Source organism: Nocardia harenae NBRC 108248 (assembly GCF_001612885.1).
In the GTDB taxonomy this organism is placed as follows: domain Bacteria; phylum Actinomycetota; class Actinomycetes; order Mycobacteriales; family Mycobacteriaceae; genus Nocardia; species Nocardia harenae.
This window is the reverse complement of the sequence record NZ_BDBH01000010.1, coordinates 75,187-93,986: the sequence shown is the minus strand read 5'-3', so window position 1 is coordinate 93,986 and position 18,800 is coordinate 75,187. Positions and strand designations below refer to the sequence as shown.

The 18,800-nt window shown below is 72.9% G+C and carries 18 protein-coding genes; 4 read left to right on the top strand and 14 right to left on the bottom strand.

Features of this window, described 5'->3' with window-relative positions; translation table 11 throughout:
* Positions 1-34 precede the first annotated feature (34 nt).
* Positions 35-517 carry an SRPBCC family protein gene (locus NH2_RS21130; protein WP_067657080.1) on the top strand — a complete coding sequence of 161 codons (483 nt, stop codon included), beginning with the start codon at positions 35-37 and terminating at the stop codon, positions 515-517.
* On the opposite strand, the gene NH2_RS21125 is transcribed toward NH2_RS21130, so the two are convergent.
* A complete protein-coding gene (locus tag NH2_RS21125) occupies positions 514-1,470 on the bottom strand; it encodes an alpha/beta fold hydrolase (RefSeq protein ID WP_369690056.1) in 957 nt (318 codons plus the stop codon). The genes NH2_RS21130 and NH2_RS21125 overlap by 4 nt on opposite strands.
* A 55-nt stretch (positions 1,471-1,525) precedes the next feature.
* Between NH2_RS21125 and NH2_RS21120 the strand changes: the two genes are divergently transcribed.
* Positions 1,526-2,362 carry an SDR family NAD(P)-dependent oxidoreductase gene (locus NH2_RS21120; protein WP_067657077.1) on the top strand — a complete coding sequence of 279 codons (837 nt, stop codon included), beginning with the start codon at positions 1,526-1,528 and terminating at the stop codon, positions 2,360-2,362.
* A gap of 6 nt (positions 2,363-2,368) precedes the next feature.
* On the opposite strand, the gene secG is transcribed toward NH2_RS21120, so the two are convergent.
* Both secG and NH2_RS21110 read right to left on the bottom strand, forming a co-directional pair.
* Entirely contained in the window at positions 2,369-2,602 is a 234-nt protein-coding gene (gene secG / locus NH2_RS21115; RefSeq protein ID WP_067657074.1) for a preprotein translocase subunit SecG, read from the bottom strand.
* Between the two features lie 42 nt (positions 2,603-2,644).
* Complete coding sequence (locus NH2_RS21110) at positions 2,645-4,243, bottom strand: MFS transporter (protein WP_067657071.1); 1,599 nt, start codon at positions 4,241-4,243, stop codon at positions 2,645-2,647.
* Between the two features lie 172 nt (positions 4,244-4,415).
* Between NH2_RS21110 and NH2_RS21105 the strand changes: the two genes are divergently transcribed.
* Positions 4,416-5,198, top strand: a complete 783-nt coding sequence (locus NH2_RS21105) for an META domain-containing protein (RefSeq protein WP_084505749.1) — start codon at positions 4,416-4,418, stop codon at positions 5,196-5,198.
* 57 nt (positions 5,199-5,255) lie between these two features.
* Here the strand turns inward: NH2_RS21105 and tpiA are convergent, their stop codons facing one another.
* The 8 genes from tpiA to NH2_RS21065 all read right to left on the bottom strand — a co-directional run bounded on the left by tpiA (position 5,256) and on the right by NH2_RS21065 (position 14,361).
* Complete coding sequence (gene tpiA, locus NH2_RS21100; protein ID WP_067657067.1) at positions 5,256-6,041, bottom strand: triose-phosphate isomerase; 786 nt, start codon at positions 6,039-6,041, stop codon at positions 5,256-5,258.
* 1 nt (position 6,042) lies between these two features.
* Positions 6,043-7,278, bottom strand: coding sequence for a phosphoglycerate kinase (locus NH2_RS21095; protein ID WP_067657063.1), 1,236 nt, complete (start codon positions 7,276-7,278; stop codon positions 6,043-6,045).
* A 5-nt stretch (positions 7,279-7,283) separates the two neighbouring features.
* A complete protein-coding gene (gap, locus tag NH2_RS21090; RefSeq protein ID WP_067657060.1) occupies positions 7,284-8,303 on the bottom strand; it encodes a type I glyceraldehyde-3-phosphate dehydrogenase in 1,020 nt (339 codons plus the stop codon).
* A gap of 157 nt (positions 8,304-8,460) precedes the next feature.
* The gene (gene whiA / locus NH2_RS21085; RefSeq protein WP_067657057.1) at positions 8,461-9,444 is read right to left on the bottom strand and encodes a DNA-binding protein WhiA; all 984 of its coding nucleotides are present in this window, start codon (positions 9,442-9,444) and stop codon (positions 8,461-8,463) included.
* Positions 9,435-10,496 carry a gluconeogenesis factor YvcK family protein gene (locus NH2_RS21080; protein ID WP_067657054.1) on the bottom strand — a complete coding sequence of 354 codons (1,062 nt, stop codon included), beginning with the start codon at positions 10,494-10,496 and terminating at the stop codon, positions 9,435-9,437. Before NH2_RS21080 ends, whiA begins: the two co-directional genes overlap by 10 nt.
* Complete coding sequence (gene rapZ / locus NH2_RS21075; protein ID WP_067657051.1) at positions 10,493-11,443, bottom strand: RNase adapter RapZ; 951 nt, start codon at positions 11,441-11,443, stop codon at positions 10,493-10,495. Before rapZ ends, NH2_RS21080 begins: the two co-directional genes overlap by 4 nt.
* A gap of 143 nt (positions 11,444-11,586) precedes the next feature.
* The gene (uvrC, locus tag NH2_RS21070) at positions 11,587-13,644 is read right to left on the bottom strand and encodes an excinuclease ABC subunit UvrC (RefSeq protein WP_067657048.1); all 2,058 of its coding nucleotides are present in this window, start codon (positions 13,642-13,644) and stop codon (positions 11,587-11,589) included.
* A gap of 42 nt (positions 13,645-13,686) precedes the next feature.
* Positions 13,687-14,361 (bottom strand): HAD family hydrolase, encoded by a 675-nt coding sequence (locus NH2_RS21065; protein WP_084505757.1) that lies wholly within the window; start codon positions 14,359-14,361, stop codon positions 13,687-13,689.
* 167 nt (positions 14,362-14,528) lie between these two features.
* Here NH2_RS21065 and NH2_RS21060 point away from each other — a divergent pair, with 167 nt between their 5' ends.
* Positions 14,529-16,469: a gamma-glutamyltransferase family protein gene (locus tag NH2_RS21060; RefSeq protein ID WP_067657042.1), complete on the top strand. Its 1,941-nt coding sequence runs from the start codon at positions 14,529-14,531 to the stop codon at positions 16,467-16,469.
* Between the two features lie 81 nt (positions 16,470-16,550).
* Here NH2_RS21060 and NH2_RS21055 read toward each other — a convergent pair whose 3' ends face one another.
* The 3 genes from NH2_RS21055 to NH2_RS21045 are packed head-to-tail and all read right to left on the bottom strand — an operon-like array spanning position 16,551 to position 18,773.
* Entirely contained in the window at positions 16,551-17,033 is a 483-nt protein-coding gene (locus NH2_RS21055; RefSeq protein ID WP_067657039.1) for a PH domain-containing protein, read from the bottom strand.
* 2 nt (positions 17,034-17,035) lie between these two features.
* Positions 17,036-17,515, bottom strand: coding sequence for a 6,7-dimethyl-8-ribityllumazine synthase (gene ribH, locus NH2_RS21050; protein ID WP_067657036.1), 480 nt, complete (start codon positions 17,513-17,515; stop codon positions 17,036-17,038).
* 13 nt (positions 17,516-17,528) lie between these two features.
* Positions 17,529-18,773 carry a bifunctional 3,4-dihydroxy-2-butanone-4-phosphate synthase/GTP cyclohydrolase II gene (locus tag NH2_RS21045; RefSeq protein ID WP_067657188.1) on the bottom strand — a complete coding sequence of 415 codons (1,245 nt, stop codon included), beginning with the start codon at positions 18,771-18,773 and terminating at the stop codon, positions 17,529-17,531.
* Positions 18,774-18,800: the final 27 nt, after the last annotated feature.

Here is an 18,800-nt window from a genome sequence, read left to right as displayed (position 1 = left end):
GGGAAACTCCACGACCGGCGAAGGGAACCCCGACATGGCAGGCGCACCGGCAGACACCGCGAACTCGGTACTCGGCGAGGTCCGGCCCGAGCACGGCGTCCCCGCGCGCGACCTGGTGGAGCTGCACTACCAGCGCTCGTTCGCGCAGCCGGTGCTCGCCGTGTGGGCGGCCATCACCGAGCCGCCGCGGGTGGCGAGCTGGCTCGGCACCGTCGAGGACGGGTACCTGACCCCCTTCGACGGACCGGTGCCCGGCCCGATCGCGGTATCGGTCGAGCACCGGGAGGCTCCGCACACGCTGACCGTGCTGCTCGACGGCTCCGCGCTCGAGGTCCGGCTGCGGCACGTCGGCGTGGTCACCACCGTCGAGCTGAGCCGCAGGCACGTGGGCCACGACGAGGCGCGCGAGCTCGGCCCGCGCTGGCAGTTCCTGCTGGACCGGCTCTGCGCGCACCTGGAGGAGCGCGAACTCCCGCGCTGGGAGTCGTACGCCGCGCTCGCCGACGAGTACCGCTAGAGCTCGGCCAGGTAGCGCAGCAGCAGCGCGTTCACCTCGGCGGTGCGCTCCAGCTGCACCAGGTGCCCGGCCCCGGCGATCTCGTCGGTCCGGCGCAGCCCCGGCACGTGTTTCCGCATGGTGCCGAACGGGTCGCGCCCGCTGAATCCCTCGATATCCGGGTCCCTGTCCCCGTACAGGAAGTACGTGGGCACGGTGATCGGCTGCCCGGCGAACTCCGCGGTGAGCTCCCAGTTCCGGTCCAGCGCCCGGTACCAGCCGAGGCCGCCGGTGAAGCCGGTGCGGGTGAACTCGGCGGCCAGCGTGTCCAGTTCCCCGGTCGAGAGCCAGCGCCAGGGCAGCGGCGGCGCCTCGGGCAGTACATCCAGGTAGCCGGTGTTCTCCGGCGGGTAGCGCCAGGTGTCGAAGTAGTGGTAGTCGGCGCCGAGCGCGAAGTAGACCCGGGCCAGGAAGTCGCGGGGCGCGCGGTTCAGCTCGGCGTCGGCGGGGCCCTCGCGCTGGAAGTAGTCCAGGTGCAGGAAGTGCTTGCGGGCGGCCGCGGCCCACAGCTCGCTCGGCGGCTTCGGCGGGCGCGGCTGGAAGACGTTGTTCAGCACGATCAGCCCGCTGATCCGCTCCGGCGCCCGCCAGGCCAGCTCCCAGACCAGCGCGGCGCCGAAGTCCAGCCCGGCGAAGACCGCGCGCTCGGCGCCGATATCGTCGAGCAGCGCCAGCAGGTCGCCGATCACCTCGCGGTTCGCGCAGCCGGACGGCGGGCAGGCGGTGCCGCCCACGCCGCGCAGGTCGGGGGCGAGCGCGTGGTACCCGGCCGCCGCCAGCGCCGTCAGCTGCCGGTGCCAGATGTAGCCGGTGTGCGGGAAGCCGTGGCAGAAGACCACCGGCGGGCCGCAGCCCGCCTCGGTGACCCGCATGGTGACCTCGCCTGCCCTGAACTCCCGTCGGGTGAGCGCCACTGCCCACTCCCCTCTACTAGAACGTGTTCTCATTCGACGGTAGTGTGCTGCAACCATGAGCGGAACACCCGAGGTGATCGCCGTGGTGACCGGCGCGAGCCGTGGCATCGGCAAGGGCGTGGCACTGGAGCTGGGCGCGGCGGGCGCGACCGTCTACCTGACCGGGCGCGGCGGCGGGAAGGGCAGGTTGCCCGGCACGCTCGAGGAGACCGCGGCGGAGGTGGGGGCACTGGGCGGCACCGGGGTGCCGGTGGTCTGCGATCACCGCGACGACGCGGCGGTGGCCGCGCTCTTCGAGCGGGTCCGCTCCGCGCACGGCAGGCTCGACGTGCTGGTCAACAATGTCTACAACTCACCGGCCGCCGCCAGGCACCTGGGCAAGCCGTTCTGGGAGGTGCCGCCCGCGGCCTGGGACGAGACCTTCGACGTCGGGGTGCGCTCGCACTACGCGGCCGCCTACTACGCCGCCGATCTGCTGCGGGCCGCGGGCGGGCTGATCGCGCAGATCTCCTCGCCTGGCTCGATCCGGTACATGCACAATGCCGTCTACGGGGTCGGCAAGACGGCGGTGGACCGGCTCACCGCGGATCTGGCGCACGACCTCGCCGGCTCCGGGGTGACGGTGGTGTCGCTGTGGCCGGGCATCGTCGACACCGAACTGCTGCAGCTGGTTCCGGCCGACGGCTCCGGCAGGCGGCTGGTGACGCTGCCCGGCGAGGCGACGGTGGATCTGGCGGAGGCGGAGACGCCGCGGTTCGCCGGCCGCGCCGTCGCCGCGCTGGCGCGCGATCCGGCGCGCGCCGAACTCACCGGAAAGGCGTGGCGGGTGGCCGATCTGGCCGAGCGCTACGGCTTCACCGACGTGGACGGGCGGGTGCCGCGCACCGGGTGAGCGCGGTCAGGAGAACTTGATCTCCAGGCCGATGCCGAGGATGGCGATGAGCCAGATGATGCCGGTGAAGATGGTGATGCGGTCGAGGTTCTTCTCGGCGACGGTCGAGCCCGAGAGGCTCGACTGCATACCGCCGCCGAACAGGCTGGACAGGCCTCCACCCTTGGCGCGGTGCAGCAGCACCAGCAGCACCAGCAGCACGCTGGTGACGATCAGGAGGATATCCAGGAACATCCGCATGCCGGTCAGTCTATGGGAACGCGCGGCATGCTCCGCACCGGGTCAGCGTGGCTGCACCGCGACCAGGTGGGTGATCTCTTCGTCGCCGGTGGCGAAGCGCCGCACCTCCTGTTCGCGCAGCCGGTCCTGCGCGGTGAGCCGCACCCGGTGCTGATGCATGTGCTCGGCCCACGATCGCACCACGAACGCCTCCACGTAGCGGTCGAGCACGCCGACGTCGCGGTAGAGCCGCCACTCCATGGCGCCGGTGCGCTGCCGGGAGCGGCCGACGAAGGCCATGGCGGCGAGGAATGCCTCGCGGTCACCCGGGTCGACGTCGTAGCTGCTCAGCACCAGGACCGGGCCGTCGTCGGGGTCCGGCTCCACCACCAGCTGCGGCTCCGGCCAGAAGCTGGCCGGGGTGAGGTCGAGCGCCTCCGGGTCGTGCCGGATGGGCAGCCACAGCGTGCTGATGGCGCAGAGCCCGAGCAGCGCCGCCACCACGAGCAGCGTGGCGACCACCCCGATCGCCCCGGCGACCAGCCCCCACACCAGCGAGCCGACGGCCTGCCCACCCATGAACACCAGCATGTAGACGGCGAGCCCGCGGGCCCGCACCCAGGCCGGGAGCAGCAGCTGCATGGTGGCGTTCAGCGTGGACATGGCGAGCAGCCAGGCCAGGCCGCCGAAGACCAGCAGCACCAGCACCGGCCAGAGCACCGGGAGCACCGCGGTCCCGGCCGTGGCGACGCCGAACAGCACGGCGGCGACCCCGAGCCGGGCGGTGGGGTCGAGCCGGCGGCGCAGCCTGCCCAGCCCCACCGCGCCGCCGACCGCACCGAGCCCGAGCGCGCCGAGCATCAGGCCGTAGCCGGAGGAGGAGAGCCCGAGCTGATCGGCGGCCACGACCGGCAGCAGCGCCCAGAGCGCGCTGGCCGGAGCCACGAAGAGCAGCGAGCGCACGAGCACCCGGCGAATGGCGGGGGCGGCGCGGATGAAGCGGGTGCCCGCCTGCAGCGCGGCCAGCGGGCGCTCGGTGGGCAGCCGCCGGTCGGCGCGCGGGCGGCGCCACCGGACGAGCACCGCGACGATGCCAGCGAACGAGGCGGCGTTCAGCGCGAACACCAGGGTCGGGCCGGAGGCGGCGACCAGCACGCCCGCCACCGCGGGGCCGACCGCGCGGCCGATGTTCACGCTCATGCTGCCGAGCGCCGCCGCCGAGGGGATCTGCTCGCGCGGCACCAGCTCCGGCTGGATGGCCTGCCAGGCCGGTATCGTCACGGCCTGGCCGCAGCCGAGCAGGAAGAGCAGGGTGAGCAGCACGCCGGGGCTGGTGTGGCCGGTCGCGGTCGCGACGGTGAGCACCGCCGCCAGCAGCGCCATCGCCGATTGCGCCGCCAGCAGCAGGTTGCGCCGGTCCAGCAGGTCGGCCAGGACGCCGGAGGGGATGGAGAGCAGCATCACCGGCAGCGTGATCGCGGTCTGCACCAGCGACACCAGGGTCGCCGCGTTCGGCTCGGACACCAGCAGCCACTGTGCGCCCACCGTCTGCATCCAGGTACCCAGGTTCGACACCAGCTGCGCGATCCACAGCGCCCGATACAGCGGGGAGCGCAGGGGCGCCCAGGTGGACACCGGACCAGTGGCATCAGCAGTACTCACCGAACGACAATATCCAGCGCAATCGCCTCGAACCCGACCACCACGGGTTCGCGCCCGGCTCGCGGTCCGGTGGCCGCAGCGCATGCGCCGCAGGCGCGAGTCGCGGCCGCCGGACCGCGAGCCATCAGGGGGCGCGAACCCCCGTCGCACCGGAGGTGCGACAATCCAACACATGCCAGCCACCTTGCTGCGTTTCGGCGCGGTTGTGCTGTTCGCTCTGTGTGCCGTCGCCTGTGCCGACGACGGTGGCTCCGACTCCCCCGCCCCCGGTGACACCCCGATGGGCCGTACCTTCCTGTCCACCTCCGTCGACGGCACCCCGATTCCGGGCGGCGGCCCGCTGACGCTGCGCTTCGCGGACGGCCGGGTCTCGGCGAACGCCGGGTGCAACACCACCACCGGCCCGGTCACCTTCGACGGCGACGTGCTGCGGGTCGGCGAGCTGGCGGGCACGCTCATGGGCTGCCCCGGCGAGCGCGCCGACGCCGACCAGTGGGTGGCCAGGCTGCTCAACGCCACCCCGACCTGGCAGCTCGCCGACGGCACGCTCACCCTGCGCGCCGATGGCCAGACCGTCGAGCTGCTGGACAAGAAGATCGCCCAGCCGGACAAACCGGTGCGCGACACCCTCTGGACGGTGACCGAACTGCTCACCCCGGAGGCCAGGATCCGCGCCGAGGCCATCGACCAGGCCGCCCCGACCCTGCGCATCGCACAGGACGGCGCCGTCACCGGCTCGGCCGGCTGCAACCAGCTCACCGGCACCGCGGAGGTGAGCGACGGCGCGGCCACCTTCCGGGTGGCGACCACCCGCATGCTCTGCCCGCCCGCGGTGATGGAGATCGAGCAGTCGGTGCTGCGCGCCCTGGACGGCCACGCCACCCTCACCGTCGACGCCGACCTGCTCACCCTGCGCAACGACAACGGCAGCGGGCTCTCCCTGCGCGCCACCTGACCCCGGACGCGGAACGGCCCGGTCCGCCGAGACGAACCGGGCCGCACGAACCTCCGCTCAGAGCAGCGGACCGCCCGCGGCGATCGCCGAGAGCTGGGCGAACTCGTCGCCCTTGAGCGACGCCCCGCCCACCAGCGCGCCGTCGACATCCGGCTGCGCGACCAGCTCGCCGACGTTCTTGGCGTTCACCGAGCCGCCGTACAGGATGCGCACCTGCCCGGCGATCTCCGGCGAGGCCAGTGTGTGCAGCTCCGCGCGAATGGCGCCGCAGACCTCCTGCGCGTCGGCCGGGGTGGCGACCTTGCCGGTGCCGATGGCCCACACCGGTTCGTAGGCGATCACCACCTTCGCGATCTCCTCGGCCGTCAGCCCCCGCAGCGAGCCACGCAGCTGCTCCAGGTTGTACTCGACGTGGGTCTGCGCCTCGCGCACGCCGAGCCCCTCGCCGATGCACACGATCGGGGTGATCCCGTGCTTCAGCGCCTGCTTGGCCTTGGCGAGCACGGTGGCGTCGTCCTCGCTGTGGTACTGCCGCCGCTCCGAGTGCCCGACCACCGCGTAGGTGCAGCCCAGCTTGGCGAGCATGCCCGCGCTGATCTCCCCGGTGTAGGCGCCGGAGTCGTGCGTCGACACGTCCTGGGCGCCGTAGGTGATGAGCAGCTTGTCGCCCTCCACCAAATTCTGCACGCTGCGCAGGTCGGTGAAGGGCGGGATGACCGCCACGTCCACCCGGTCGAAGTACTTCTCCGGCAGCGCGAAGGCGATCTTCTGCACCAGGGTGATGGCCTCGAGGTGGTTGAGGTTCAGCTTCCAGTTGCCCGCGATCAGCGGTTTGCGCGCCACGTCACGCCTCCTCGTCCAGCACCGCGATACCCGGGAGTTCCTTGCCCTCCAGGTACTCCAGCGAGGCCCCGCCACCGGTGGAGATGTGCGAGAAGCCGTCCTCGGGCAGCCCGAGCGCGCGCACGGCCGCGGCCGAGTCGCCACCGCCGACCACCGTGAAGGCGCCCTTGCCGGTGGCGGTGCTGATCGCCTCGGCGACGCCGCGGGTGCCCGCCTCGAACGCCTCGAACTCGAAGACGCCCATCGGGCCGTTCCAGAAGATCGTCCGCGCCTCGGTGAGCAGCGCCGCGAAGCGCCGCGCCGACTCGGGGCCGATGTCGAGGCCGCTCCAGCCGTCCGGGATCTGCTCCGCCGGAACGACCTTCGTCTCGGCGTCGGCCGCGAAGCGATCCGCCACCACGATGTCGCGCGGCAGGTGGATCACGTCGGCGTACCGGTCGAGCAGCTCCCGGCAGGTCTCGATCATCTCCTGCTGCAGCAGCGAGGAGCCGACCGCGAAGCCCTGCGCGGCGAGGAAGGTGAAGCACATGCCGCCGCCGATGACCAGGGTGTCCACCTTGGGGGCGAGCGCCTCGATCACGGCCAGCTTGTCCGAGACCTTGGAGCCGCCGAGCACCACCGCGTACGGCCGGTCGGCGCCCTCCTCGGAGCCCGCGCCTGCGAGCTTGCGCAGCACCTCGACCTCGGCGGCCACCAGCGTGCCCGCGTAGTGCGGCAGCAGCTTCGCCACGTCGTAGACCGACGCCTGCTCGCGGTGCACGACGCCGAAGCCGTCGGAGACGAAGGCGCCGTCCTCGCCGACCAGCTCCACCAGCGCGGCGGCCAGCCTGCCGCGCTCGGCGGCGTCCTTGCTGGTCTCCCGCTTGTCGAAGCGGATGTTCTCCAGCAGCAGCACGTCGCCGTCGGTGAGCCCCTCGGAGCGGGCCAGCGCGTCCTGGCCGACCACGTCACCGGCGAGCTGGACGTTGCGGCCCAGCTCCTCGGCGAGCTTCGCGGCGACCGGCGCCAGCGAGAGCTTCGGGTCCGGCTCGCCCTTGGGCCGGCCGAGGTGCGCGGTGACGACCACCTTGGCGCCCGCCTCGACCAGCGCCTTCAGGGTCGGCACCGAGGCGGTGATCCGGCCGGGATCGGTGATCTGCCCGTCGTCGCCGAGCGGCACATTGAGGTCGGAGCGCACCAGCACGCCCCTGCCATCGACGCCGTCGGCGAGGAGATCCTGCAGTGTCCTGACAGCCATGCGGGTCAGAGCGACTTGCCGACGAGGCCGATGAGGTCGGCGAGGCGGTTGGAGTAGCCCCACTCGTTGTCGTACCAGGAGACGACCTTGACCTGATCGTCGATCGCCTTGGTGAGCGGCGCGTCGAAGATCGAGGAGTGCGGGTCGGTCACGATGTCGCTGGAGACGATCGGATCGGTGTTGTACTTCAGGATGCCCTTGAGCGGGCCATCGGCGGCGGCCTTCAGCGCGGCGTTGACCTCCTCCGCGGTGGCCTGCTTGGCCAGGTTCGCGGTCAGGTCGGTGACCGAGCCGGTCGGGACCGGGACGCGCAGCGCGTAGCCGTCCAGCTTGCCCTGCAGCTCGGGCAGCACCAGCCCGATGGCCTTGGCGGCGCCGGTGCCGGTCGGCACGATGTTCAGCGCGGCGGCGCGGGCGCGGCGCAGGTCGGAGTGCGGGCCGTCCTGCAGGTTCTGGTCCTGGGTGTAGGCGTGGATGGTGGTCATCAGCCCCTTGACGATGCCGAACTCGTCGTTCAGCACCTTGGCCAGCGGGCCGAGGCAGTTGGTGGTGCAGGAGGCGTTGGAGATGATGTTCTGGCTGCCGTCGTACTTGTCGTCGTTGACGCCGAGCACGATGGTGATGTCCTCGCCCTTGGCCGGGGCCGAGATGATGACCTTCTTGGCGCCTGCGGCCAGGTGGCCCTTGGCCTTGGTGGCATCGGTGAAGATGCCGGTGGACTCGACCACCACGTCCACGCCGAGGTCGCCCCACGGCAGGGCCGCCGGGCCCTCTTTGATGGCGAGGGCCTTGATCCGCTGGTCACCGACGACGATGGTGTCCTCACCGTCGAGCGACACGTCCTTCGGCAGCCGGCCGAGGATCGAGTCGTACTTCAGCAGCGTGGCCAGGGTCGCGTTGTCGGTGAGGTCGTTGACCGCGACGATCTCGATGTCGGTGGTACCCAGCGCCTTCTGCGCCTCCACCGCACGGAAGAAGTTACGTCCGATACGGCCGAAGCCGTTGATGCCTACCCGGACAGTCACGTTATCGCTCCTCAGCTTTCAGGCGGATACTCCGATGCCCTACTCACCCTAGTAGCAGGCCGTGACCTCACCGACATGCACCTGCCGCCGGTCGGGCCGCGTGCTCCCGCGACCACGAACCGCGATCGAGCCGAACCCGGCACCCGACCGCGGGACGTCACGCATCGTCCAGCAGTTCGGCGGTCACCGCCGACTCGGTGTCCGGGATGCCGAGTTCCTTCGCCCGCCGGTCGGCCATCGAGAGCAGCCGCCGGATCCGGCCCGCCACCGCGTCCTTCGTCATCGGCGGCTCGGCGAGCTGGCCGAGCTCCTCCAGCGAGGCCTGGCGGTGCTGCACCCGCAGCTTGCCTGCCGCGGCGAGATGGTCGGGCACCTCGTCGGCGAGGATCTCCAGCGCCCGCTCCACCCTGGCGGCCGCGGCCACCGCCGCGCGCGCCGAGCGGCGCAGGTTGGCGTCGTCGAAGTTGGCCAGCCGGTTGGCGGTGGCCCGTACCTCGCGCCGCATCCGGCGCTCCTCCCAGGTGAGCCTGGTGTCCTGGGCGCCCATCCTGGTGAGCAGCGCGCCGATCGCCTCGCCGTCGCGCACCACCACCCGGTCGGTGCCGCGCACCTCGCGGGCCTTGGCCGCGATGCCGAGCCTGCGGGCCGCGCCGACCAGCGCCAGCGCCGCCTCCGGCCCCGGGCAGCTGACCTCGAGCGCCGAGGAGCGCCCCGGCTCGGTGAGCGAGCCGTGCGCGAGGAACGCACCGCGCCAGGCGGCCTCCGCGTCCCCGACGCTGCCGCCGACGACCTGCGCGGGCAGCCCGCGCACCGGCCGGCCGCGCACATCGAGCAGCCCGGTCTGCCTGGCCAGCGCCTCGCCCTCCTTGGAGACCCGCACCACGTAGCGGCTGGTCTTGCGCAGCCCGCCCGCCCCGAGCACGTGCACATCGGAGCCGTAGCCGTACAGCTCGAAGATCTCCCTGCGCAGCCTGCGCGCGATCGACCCCATGTCCACCTCGGCCTCGACGATCACCCGGCCACCGACGATGTGCAGCCCGCCCGCGAACCGGAGCAGCGCCGAGAGCTCCGCCTTCCTGGCGCTCACCTGCGCCACGCTGAGCCGGCTCAGCTCGTCCTTCACCTCGGCTGTCATCGCCACGAGACGCGCTCCTTTCCACCCAACCCGGACCGCACATCCGCGCCCATGTGCCGTCCCTCGACTCGAAGCCCCGCCAGTTGCGGCCGAGGTTGCCGGATCAGCTGATCCAGTACGGCGGCGAGCTTCCCGGGGTGATGCCGGTCGGTCCCCGCCTCGGCGACATCGGAGAAGGTTACCCGGGCGCGCAATTGCCCGGCGGCCCTGGCCAGGTGCTCGCGCTCACGCCCCTCCGGGACCGAGCCGGAGTCGACGAGTACGTCGTCGACCCCGAATTCCGGTGCGTGCTGCGACAATACGTGCAGGTGGCGCTCGGCGGAGAAGCCCGCCGTCTCGCCCGGCTCGGCGGCGAGGTTGAGCACGAGCACCTTGCGCGCCCTGGTGTGCAACAGGGCCTCGCGCAGCTGCGGGACCAGCACGTGCGGGATGACGCTGGTGAACCAGGAGCCGGGGCCGAGCACCACCATGTCGGCGTGCTCGATGGCCGAGACGGCGGCGGGCGCGGCGGGCGGGTCGGAGGGGATGAGCCGCACCCGGCGCACCGTGCCGGGGGTGGTGGCGACGGCGACCTGGCCGCGGATGCAGCGGCTGACCCGCGGGTCGGCCTCCAGGCCGGAAACGTCGGCCTCGATGTCCAGCGCGATCGGCGCCATCGGCAGTACCCGGCCGACGACGCCGAGCAGCCCGGCCACCTCGTCCAGCGCGGCCACCGGGTCGCCGAGCACCTCGGTGAGGCCCGCCAGGATCAGGTTGCCGACCGAGTGCCCGGCCAGCGCGCCGGTGCCGCCGAAGCGGTGCTGCACCACCCTGGTCAGCGTGCCGCCCGCGTCGGCGGCGAGCGCGGCCAGCGCCATGCGCAGGTCGCCGGGGGGCAGCATGCCGAGCTCGGAGCGCAGCCGGCCCGACGAGCCGCCGTCGTCGGCGACGGTGACGACCGCGGTCACCCGGTCGGTCAGCCTGCGCACCGCGGAGAGCGTCGCGAACAGCCCGTGCCCGCCGCCGAGCGCCGCCACCGCGAAGTCGCCGGTGGCCGCCGGATCGCCGCCCGCCGTCACTCGCGCCCCAGATCCCGGTGCACGACGCGCACCGTGTCGACCGCGCCGGACTCCTCCGCGCTGCTGGTCAGCGCGGCCAGGGCCTCCGCGATCGCCACGCTCCGATGCCTGCCTCCGGTGCAGCCGACTGCGACCGTCATGTATCGCTTCCCCTCCTGGCGGTAGCCGTTCGCGGTCAGGTTCACCAGGTGGTGACAGGTGCGCAGGTAGTCCTCGGCGCCGGGGCGCCCGAGCACGTAGTCGCGCACCATCCGCTCCTGGCCGGTGTGCTCGCGCAGCTCGGGGATCCAGTGCGGATTCGGCAGGAACCGCACGTCGAGGACCATGTCGGCGTCGAGCGGGACGCCGTGCTTGAAGCCGAAGGACTGCACGGTGAGCTGCAGCGCCGCGGGGGTGCCGCCGCCGTATGCCTCCTCCAGCTTGCGGTGCAGCTGGTGGATCGAGAGCTCGGTGGTGTCGATGACCAGGTCGGCGGCGTCGCGCACGGCGGCGAGCCGGACCCGCTCGGCGGCGATCCCGGCCGAGAGCGTGCCGTCGGCGCTCTCGCTCTGCAGCGGGTGCCTGCGCCGGGCGAAGCCGAAGCGGCGGATCAGCACGTCGTCCGAGGCCTCCAGGAACAGCACGCCGGTGGGCACGCCGAGGGCGTGCAACGGCTCGGTGACGACGCCGAGGTCGCCGGTGAAGAACCGGCTGCGCACATCCATCACCAGCGCCAGCTTGCGGATCGGCGGCTCGGCCGAGGCGCCGAGCTCCACCATCCGGCCGATCAGCTCGGGCGGCAGGTTGTCGGTGACGTACCACCCCAGGTCCTCCAGGACCCGGGCCGCGGTGCCGCGGCCGGCGCCGGAGAGCCCGGTCACCACCACGACCTCGACCTGCGGACGGGTGGCGCCGGAGCCGCGCTCCGGCGCTGGATTCTCGGCATTGGTGTTGTCGACGCGTGTCATGTCCTACCGGTTCGTGTCCGACGCGACCTGCGCGAGGTCGGGTTCGCTTGGCCTCTCCGATCCGCCCGGGCCGCAGCCGGCCAGGGGCACAGGGACAACGTACGCGAAAGCGGGCACCTATTGCCGCCCGCCGCGCACGGCCGTCACCGCGCGTCCTGCTCGTTGAGCACCGCGAGCACCGCCTTCGCGGTGGCGACGCCGATGCCGGGCACCTCGGTGATCTGCTCCACCGTCGCCTCCCTGAGCTTGGCCACCGAGCCGAAATGGGTGACCAGCGCGGTGCGCCTGGCGTCACCGAGGCCGCGGACCGAGTCCAGCGCCGATGCCGTCATCCGCCGGGAGCGCTTGCTCCGGTGGAAGGTGATGGCGAAGCGGTGGGCCTCGTCACGCACCCGCTGCAGCAGGAAGAGCGCCTCGCTGTTGCGCGGCAGGATCACCGGGTCCGGCTCGCCCGGGACCCAGACCTCTTCCAGCCGCTTGGCCAGCCCGATCACCGCGACATCGGTGATGCCCATGTCGTCGAGGACCTCGGCGGCGGCCGCCACCTGCGGGGCGCCGCCGTCGACGACGTACAGGTTGGGCGGGTACGCGAAGCGGCGCGGCTTGCCGGTGTTCGGGTCGATCCCGGGCCGCGAGCTGGGCGTCTCGTCGGCGGGCAGGCTGTTCCGGTCGAAGGCTCCGGCATCCGGCGCGTCGGCGTCCGGCACCGGCTCGCCGTCGAACTCCCTGGCCTCCTCGCGGTCCTTGCGGAGCCGGTAGAAGCGGCGGCGGGTGACCTCGGCGATACTGCCGACATCGTCGGAGCGGCCCTCGCCCGCCGCCTCCTTGATCGCGAAGTGCCGATACTCGGACTTGCGCGCCAGCCCGTCCTCGAACACCACCAGCGAGGCCACCACGTCGGTGCCCTGCACGTGGCTGATGTCGACGCACTCGATGCGCAGCGGCGCGGAGTCCAGCTCCAGCGCGTCCTGGATGTCCTGCAGCGCGGCCGAGCGGGAGGTGAGGTCGCCCGCGCGCTTGAGCTTGTGCTGGGCCAGCGCCTCGGCGGCGTTCCGCCGCACCGTCTCGGCCAGCGCCTTCTTGTCGCCGCGCTGCGGCACCCTGACCCGCACCGCGGCGCCGCGCAGCCGCCCGAGCCACTCCTGGACCTCGGCCACGTCGGTGGGCAGCTCGGGGACCAGCACCTCGCGCGGCACCGCGGAGCCGGACTGCTCGGCCGCGGTCTGCCCGGCGACGGCGGCCTCCTCGCCATAGAACTGGGTGAGGAACTGCTCGACCAGGGCGGCCAGCTCGCCGCCCTCGCCCGCGACATCCACCGCGTCGCCGGACTTGTCCACCACCCAGCCGCGCTGGCCGCGCACCCGGCCGTCGCGCACGTGGAAGATCTGTACCGCGACCTCGAGTTCGTCGGTGGCGAAGGCGATCACGTCGGCGTCGGTGCCGCTGCCGAGCACCACCGCCTGCTTCTCCATGGCCCGGCGCAGCGCCTGCACGTCGTCGCGGAGCCGGGCCGCCAGCTCGAAGTCCAGGTCGTCGGAGGCGTCGTGCATGCGGCGCTCGAGCTGCTTGACCATCTTGTCGGTGCGGCCGGCCAGGAAGTCGCAGAAATCGTTCACGATGTCCCGGTGCCTGCCGGGGGTGACCCGGCCGACGCAGGGCGCGGAGCACTTGTCGATGTAGCCGAGCAGACAGGGGCGGCCGATCTGGTTGTGCCGCTTGAAGACCCCGTTCGAGCAGGTGCGCGCCGGGAAGACCCGGAGCAGCAGGTCGAGCGTTTCCCGGATGGCCCAGGCGTGCGCGTACGGGCCGAAGTAGCGGACGCCCCGGCGCCGGGCGCCGCGGTAGACGAAGAGCCGGGGGAACTCCTCGTTCAGCGTCACCGCGAGCACGGGGTAGGACTTGTCGTCCCGGTACCGGACATTGAAGCGCGGGTCGAACTCCTTGATCCAGTTGTACTCCAGCTGCAGCGCCTCCACCTCGGTGGAGACGACGGTCCACTCCACGCTCGCGGCGGTGGTGACCAGCTGCCTGGTGCGCGGGTGCAGCGAGGCGATATCGGCGAAATACGAGTTCAGCCGGGAGCGCAGGCTCTTGGCCTTGCCGACGTAGACGACCCGGCCGTGCGCGTCACGGAACCGGTAGACACCGGGTTCCACCGGAATGGTGCCCGGCGCGGGCCGGTACGTCGCGGGATCTGCCACGGAACCAGCCTATCCACGGCCCCCGACAGGTCGAACCGCCGCTCAGGGGTGCCGCAGTCCGTGCGCCGCGAGCGCGGCCAGCAGCGCGTCCGGCCGCTCGGCCGTCGGCAGCGGCGGCACCTCGGCGAAGGCGCAGCCGAGCGCGGTGGCGCCGCCGTCCGCCTCGGCGCTGTCGCCGATCATGAGCGTGCGCTCCGGGGCCGCGCCGAGCTCCTTCAGCGCCGCCTCGAAGATGCCTGGCTCCGGCTTCACCGCGCCGACCTCGTAGGAGAGCGTGAAGGCGCGCACCAGCCGGTCCCAGCCCCGCGCGGCGAAGGCGGGGCGCAGGTCGAAGGCGATATTGCTGACCACGGCGACCGGGACGGCACGGGCCGCGAGCAGCTCGAGGGCGGCGCCGGTGTCGGGGTACGGCTCCCACTCGGCCGGGTCGACGAGCCGCTCGTAGAGCCGGGTGGCCTGCTCGGTGTCGGGCACGCCGCCGGCGAGCAGCACCGCCAGGTACGCCGCGCGGTGCAGCGCCGGATCGAGGTCGCGGTGCGCCCAGGCGTGCCTGCCCGCCTCGTCCAGCTCGACCGTGCGGCCCACCGGGGCCGTCATCCGGCGCATGAGCTCCGCCGTCTCGTGCACGTCGAATCGCGCACCGTCCGGGTGCACCAGGTCCGCGTACCAGGATTCGTCCTCCTCCAGCCGGAACAGCGTGCCGGAGAAGTCGATCATCACCGCCTCGATCGCCACCCTCCCGAGGTTACCGATCGGGAATGATCGCGCCCGTCCGGCGTTGGGGACCGGATCGGCGATATCGGCCCCTGGCGGAGTGAATCGGGCCGCCCCTCCCGATACCGGGAAGATGCCCGCGCGCACCCGCTCCGGGCTAAAGTCCAGGCATGAGGCGCGTGTGGGGAACCTGGTCCGGCGCCACGGCGGCGCTGCTGCTCACGGCGGGGCTGGCCGCCGGGTGCTCGTCCGGCGACGACGCCGCGGGCGGCACCTGCGTGGCGGGACCGAACGGGACGCCGGTGCCTGCGGCGGGGCCGGCCGGAGGCGGCGGCGATATCGCCATCAACCCGGAGATCGCGAGCGGCTACCGCTCCGGTATGAGCACGGTGCGGACCGCGACCTACGCCGTCTCCACCGCCAACCCGGTCGCCACCGAGGCCGCCTGCGAGGTGCTGCGCGACGGCGGCACCGCGGCCGACGCCCTGGTGGCGGCGCAGGCGGTGCTCGGGCTGGTGGAGCCGCAGGCCTCCGGCATCGGCGGCGGCGCCTTCCTGCTCTACTACGACAGGGCGAGCAACAGCCTGCGCGCCTACGACGGCAGGGAGACGGCGCCCGCCGCGGCCACCGAGAACTACCTGCGCTGGGTCAGCGACACCGAGCGCACCGAGCCCGCGCCGGACGCGAGGGCGAGCGGCCGCTCGATCGGTGTCCCGGGCGTGCTGCGCATGCTCGATCAGGTGCACGCGGCGCACGGCAGCACCGGCTGGCGCGAGCTCTTCGGCCCGGCGATCACGCTGGCCGACAGCGGCTTCCCGATCAGCGCCCGGCTGGCCGGGCAGATCGCCGAGTCGGCGCCGCAGCTGGCCAGGGACGCGAACGCCCGCGGCTACTTCCTGGAGCCGGACGGCACCCCCAAGCGCGAGGGAACGGTGCTCACCAACCCCGCCTACAGCAAGACGCTGAACACCGTCGCCACCGACGGCGCCGACGCCTTCTACACCGGCGCGCTCGCGGCGAACCTGGTCGACGCGGCGCGCGCGGGCTCCGGCGGCCGCACCCCGAGCCTGATCAGCACCGAGGACCTGGCGAACTACAGGGCCGTCGAGCGCGACCCGCTCTGCACCGACTACCGCGGGCACCGGCTCTGCGGCATGCCCGCGCCGTCGTCGGGCGGGATCGCGGTCGCCGCCACGCTCGGCATCCTGGCCAATTTCGATCTCGCGGCGCTCGGCCCGGAGAACCGCGACGCGAACGGCGGCAAACCCCGCGCGGAGGCGGTGCACCTCATCTCGGAGGCCGAGCGGCTCGCCTACGCCGACCGCAACAAGTACGTGGCCGACACCGATTTCATTCCGCTGCCCGGCAATTCGCCGCAAGCGCTGCTGAACCCGGAGTACCTGCGGCAGCGCGCCGCGCTGATCGACCCGGGGCGCAGCATGGGCACCGCGCAGCCCGGCGATTTCGGCCCGGTGCCGCTCGGCACCGGCCCGCAGCCGGCCGAGCACGGCACCAGCCACATCTCGGTGGTGGACCGGGACGGCAATGCCGCCGCCATGACCACGACGGTGGAGTCGGCCTTCGGCTCGTTCCACATGGTCGACGGCTACCTGCTGAACAACCAGCTCACCGACTTCGCCGCCGACCCGCTCGGCACCGACGGCGCCCCGGTGGCGAACCGGCTGCAGCCGGGCAAGCGGCCGCGCAGTTCCATGAGCCCGACCCTGGTCTTCGCGCCGGGCGCGGCAGGCGCGCTCGGTGACCTGCGGCTGGTCACCGGCTCGCCCGGCGGCTCGGTGATCATTCAGTTCGTGGTGAAGACTCTCGTCGGGGTGCTGGACTGGCGGCTGGAGCCGCAGCAGGCGGTCTCCGCGGTCTCGTTCGGCGCGGCCAATACCCCGAGTACCGGGGTGGGCGGCGAGCATCCGGCGATCGACGCCGCCGACGACGGGAACCGCGACCCGCTGGTGCTCCGGCTGCGCGAGCTCGGGCACCAGGTGTCGGTGGCGCCGCAGACCAGCGGGCTCAGCGCCATCGTGCGGGACGGGGATGGGCTGGCCGGTGGCGCCGACCCGCGCCGCGAGGGCGTGGTGCTCGGCGACACCCGCTGAGCCCGGGGCGCCGAGCCCGGGAGCGGCCGCGCCGGGGTCGGGCGGCCAAGGGGCGCCGAGCCGGTCTGCGCTGCGCCGGACTCAGGTGGCGGCGTACTTCGCGCCGAGCGCGCGGATGCGATCGAGCGCCTCCACCGCGTGTTGCCCGTCGTTGGCGCGTACCGCGAGCAGGGGCACGTACTCGTCGTGCTCGAGTTCCAGCCGGGCCCAGGCCTTGCGGTCGGGGAAGGAGACGCCGCGAATGTGCTCCCAGCCGAAGCGGTTGTCGCCGAGCACGTTCCGCACGGTCACGCCGTGCGGCCCGACCCGCACCCGGGGCCGGGTGAGCAGCAGCGTGGTGAGCGCGGCGAGCACGCCGATGGCGATCATGGCGATCTGATCGATCACCCGGAAGTTCACCCCGGTGAAGGCATTGCGCATGCCGGTGCCAGCGATCACGAAGAGGATCAGCAGCACCACCGCGACGATCCGCGCGGTGCGCACCGCCTTGCGCGGCCGCACCTCGAAATCCCAGTCCGGCTCGGGCGCCGCCGCGGCCCGGCGGCGGATGCGCACCACCGGCACGGCTACCCCGATCCGCGCAGCGTGCGCAGGGTGAGCGCGGCGTCGAGCGCGGCGGCCGCCGCCTGCTCGCCCTTGTTCTCCGCGGAGCCGGGCAGCCCGGCGCGGTCCAGCGCCTGCTCCTCGGTATCGGTGGTGAGCACGCCGTTCGCCACCGGGGTGCCCGCGTCCAGCGAGACCCGGGTGAGCCCGGCGGTCACCGCGTCGCAGACGTACTCGAAGTGCGGGGTGCCGCCGCGGATGACCACGCCGAGCGCGACCACCGCGTCGTGCGTGCGGGCCAGCTCCTGCGCCACCACCGGCAGCTCCATGGCGCCCGCGCAGCGGACCACGGTCACCTGCCGCACCCCGGCCTCCTTCGCCACCTGCTCGGCATTCGCCACCAGGGTGTCGCAGATGGTCGTGTGCCAGCGCGAGGCCACGATGCCGAGCCGGAGGTCGGCGGAGTCGGACAGCTCGAAGCTCGGAACGCCGGAGCCACTCATGCGGGTGTCCTTCCTACTGCGCGGTCTCGCCGAGATCCAGGTCGTCCAGCCCGACCAGGTCGTGCCCCATGCGGTCGCGCTTGGTGCGCAGGTACCGCAGGTTCTCCGCGTTCGCGCGCACCGGCATCGGCACCCGCTCGCTCACGGTCAGGCCGTAGCCGTCCAGCCCGACCCGCTTGGCCGGGTTGTTGGTGAGCAGCCGCATGGAGCGCACCCCGAGGTCGACCAGGATCTGCGCGCCGATGCCGTAGTCGCGGGCGTCGGCGGGCAGCCCGAGCTCGATATTGGCGTCGACCGTGTCGCGGCCGGAGTCCTGCAGCTGGTAGGCCTGCAGCTTGTGCATGAGGCCGATGCCGCGGCCCTCGTGGCCGCGCATGTAGAGCACGACGCCGCGGCCCTCGGTGGCGACGATCTCCAGCGCGGCGTCCAGCTGCGGGCCGCAGTCGCAGCGCAGCGAGCCGAAGACGTCGCCGGTGAGGCACTCCGAGTGCACCCGCACCAGCACGTCGTCACCGTCGCCGACCTCGCCGCGGACCAGCGCGACGTGCTCGACCTCGTCGTAGATGCTCTGGTAGCCGACGGCCTGGAACGGCCCGTGCGCGGTCGGGATGCGCGCCTCGGCCACCCGGACGACCTGCTGCTCGTGCCGCCGCCGCCAGGCGATCATCTCGGCGATGGAGATCAGCGCGAGGTCGTGGTCGTCGGCGAAGACCCGCAGCTCCTCGGTGCGGGCCATGTGGCCCTCGTCCTTCTGGCTGACGATCTCGCAGATCACGCCCGCGGGGCGGAGCCCGGCCATCCGGGCCAGGTCGACCGCGGCCTCGGTGTGCCCGGGGCGGCGCAGCACGCCGCCCTCCTTGGCGCGCAGCGGGACCACGTGGCCGGGCCTGGTCAGGTCGTCGGCCTTGGCGTTCGGGTCGGCGAGCAGCCGGATGGTGGTGGCCCGGTCGGCGCCGGAGATGCCGGTGGTGATGCCCTCGCGGGCGTCCACCGAGACGGTGTAGGCGGTGCCGTGCTTGTCCTGGTTCATCGCGTACATCGGCGGCAGCCCGAGCCGGTCGCAGTCCTCGCCGGTGAGCGGGACGCAGATGTAGCCGGAGGTGTAGCGGATCATGAACGCCACCAGCTCGGGCGTCGCCTTCTCCGCGGCGAAGATGAGGTCGCCCTCGTTCTCGCGGTCCTCGTCGTCGACCACGACGACGGCCTTGCCCGCCGCCATGTCGGCGACGGCGCGCTCGATAGTGTCGAACCTGGTCACGTCTTTGCGCTCCATCGTGTTCGCCCC

Excerpts from the sequence above, each read along its gene's own strand:
- NH2_RS21095 (WP_067657063.1), bottom strand. The coding sequence starts at position 7,278 with ATGGCTGTCAGGACACTGCAGGATCTCCTCGCCGACGGCGTCGATGGC.
- NH2_RS21065 (WP_084505757.1), bottom strand. The coding sequence starts at position 14,361 with ATGATCGACTTCTCCGGCACGCTGTTCCGGCTGGAGGAGGACGAATCC.
- secG (WP_067657074.1), bottom strand. The coding sequence starts at position 2,602 with ATGCGGATGTTCCTGGATATCCTCCTGATCGTCACCAGCGTGCTGCTG.
- NH2_RS21060 (WP_067657042.1), top strand. The coding sequence starts at position 14,529 with ATGAGGCGCGTGTGGGGAACCTGGTCCGGCGCCACGGCGGCGCTGCTG.
- ribH (WP_067657036.1), bottom strand. The coding sequence starts at position 17,515 with ATGAGTGGCTCCGGCGTTCCGAGCTTCGAGCTGTCCGACTCCGCCGAC.
- NH2_RS21130 (WP_067657080.1), top strand. The coding sequence starts at position 35 with ATGGCAGGCGCACCGGCAGACACCGCGAACTCGGTACTCGGCGAGGTC.
- rapZ (WP_067657051.1), bottom strand. The coding sequence starts at position 11,443 with ATGACACGCGTCGACAACACCAATGCCGAGAATCCAGCGCCGGAGCGC.
- NH2_RS21105 (WP_084505749.1), top strand. The coding sequence starts at position 4,416 with ATGCCAGCCACCTTGCTGCGTTTCGGCGCGGTTGTGCTGTTCGCTCTG.
- NH2_RS21120 (WP_067657077.1), top strand. The coding sequence starts at position 1,526 with ATGAGCGGAACACCCGAGGTGATCGCCGTGGTGACCGGCGCGAGCCGT.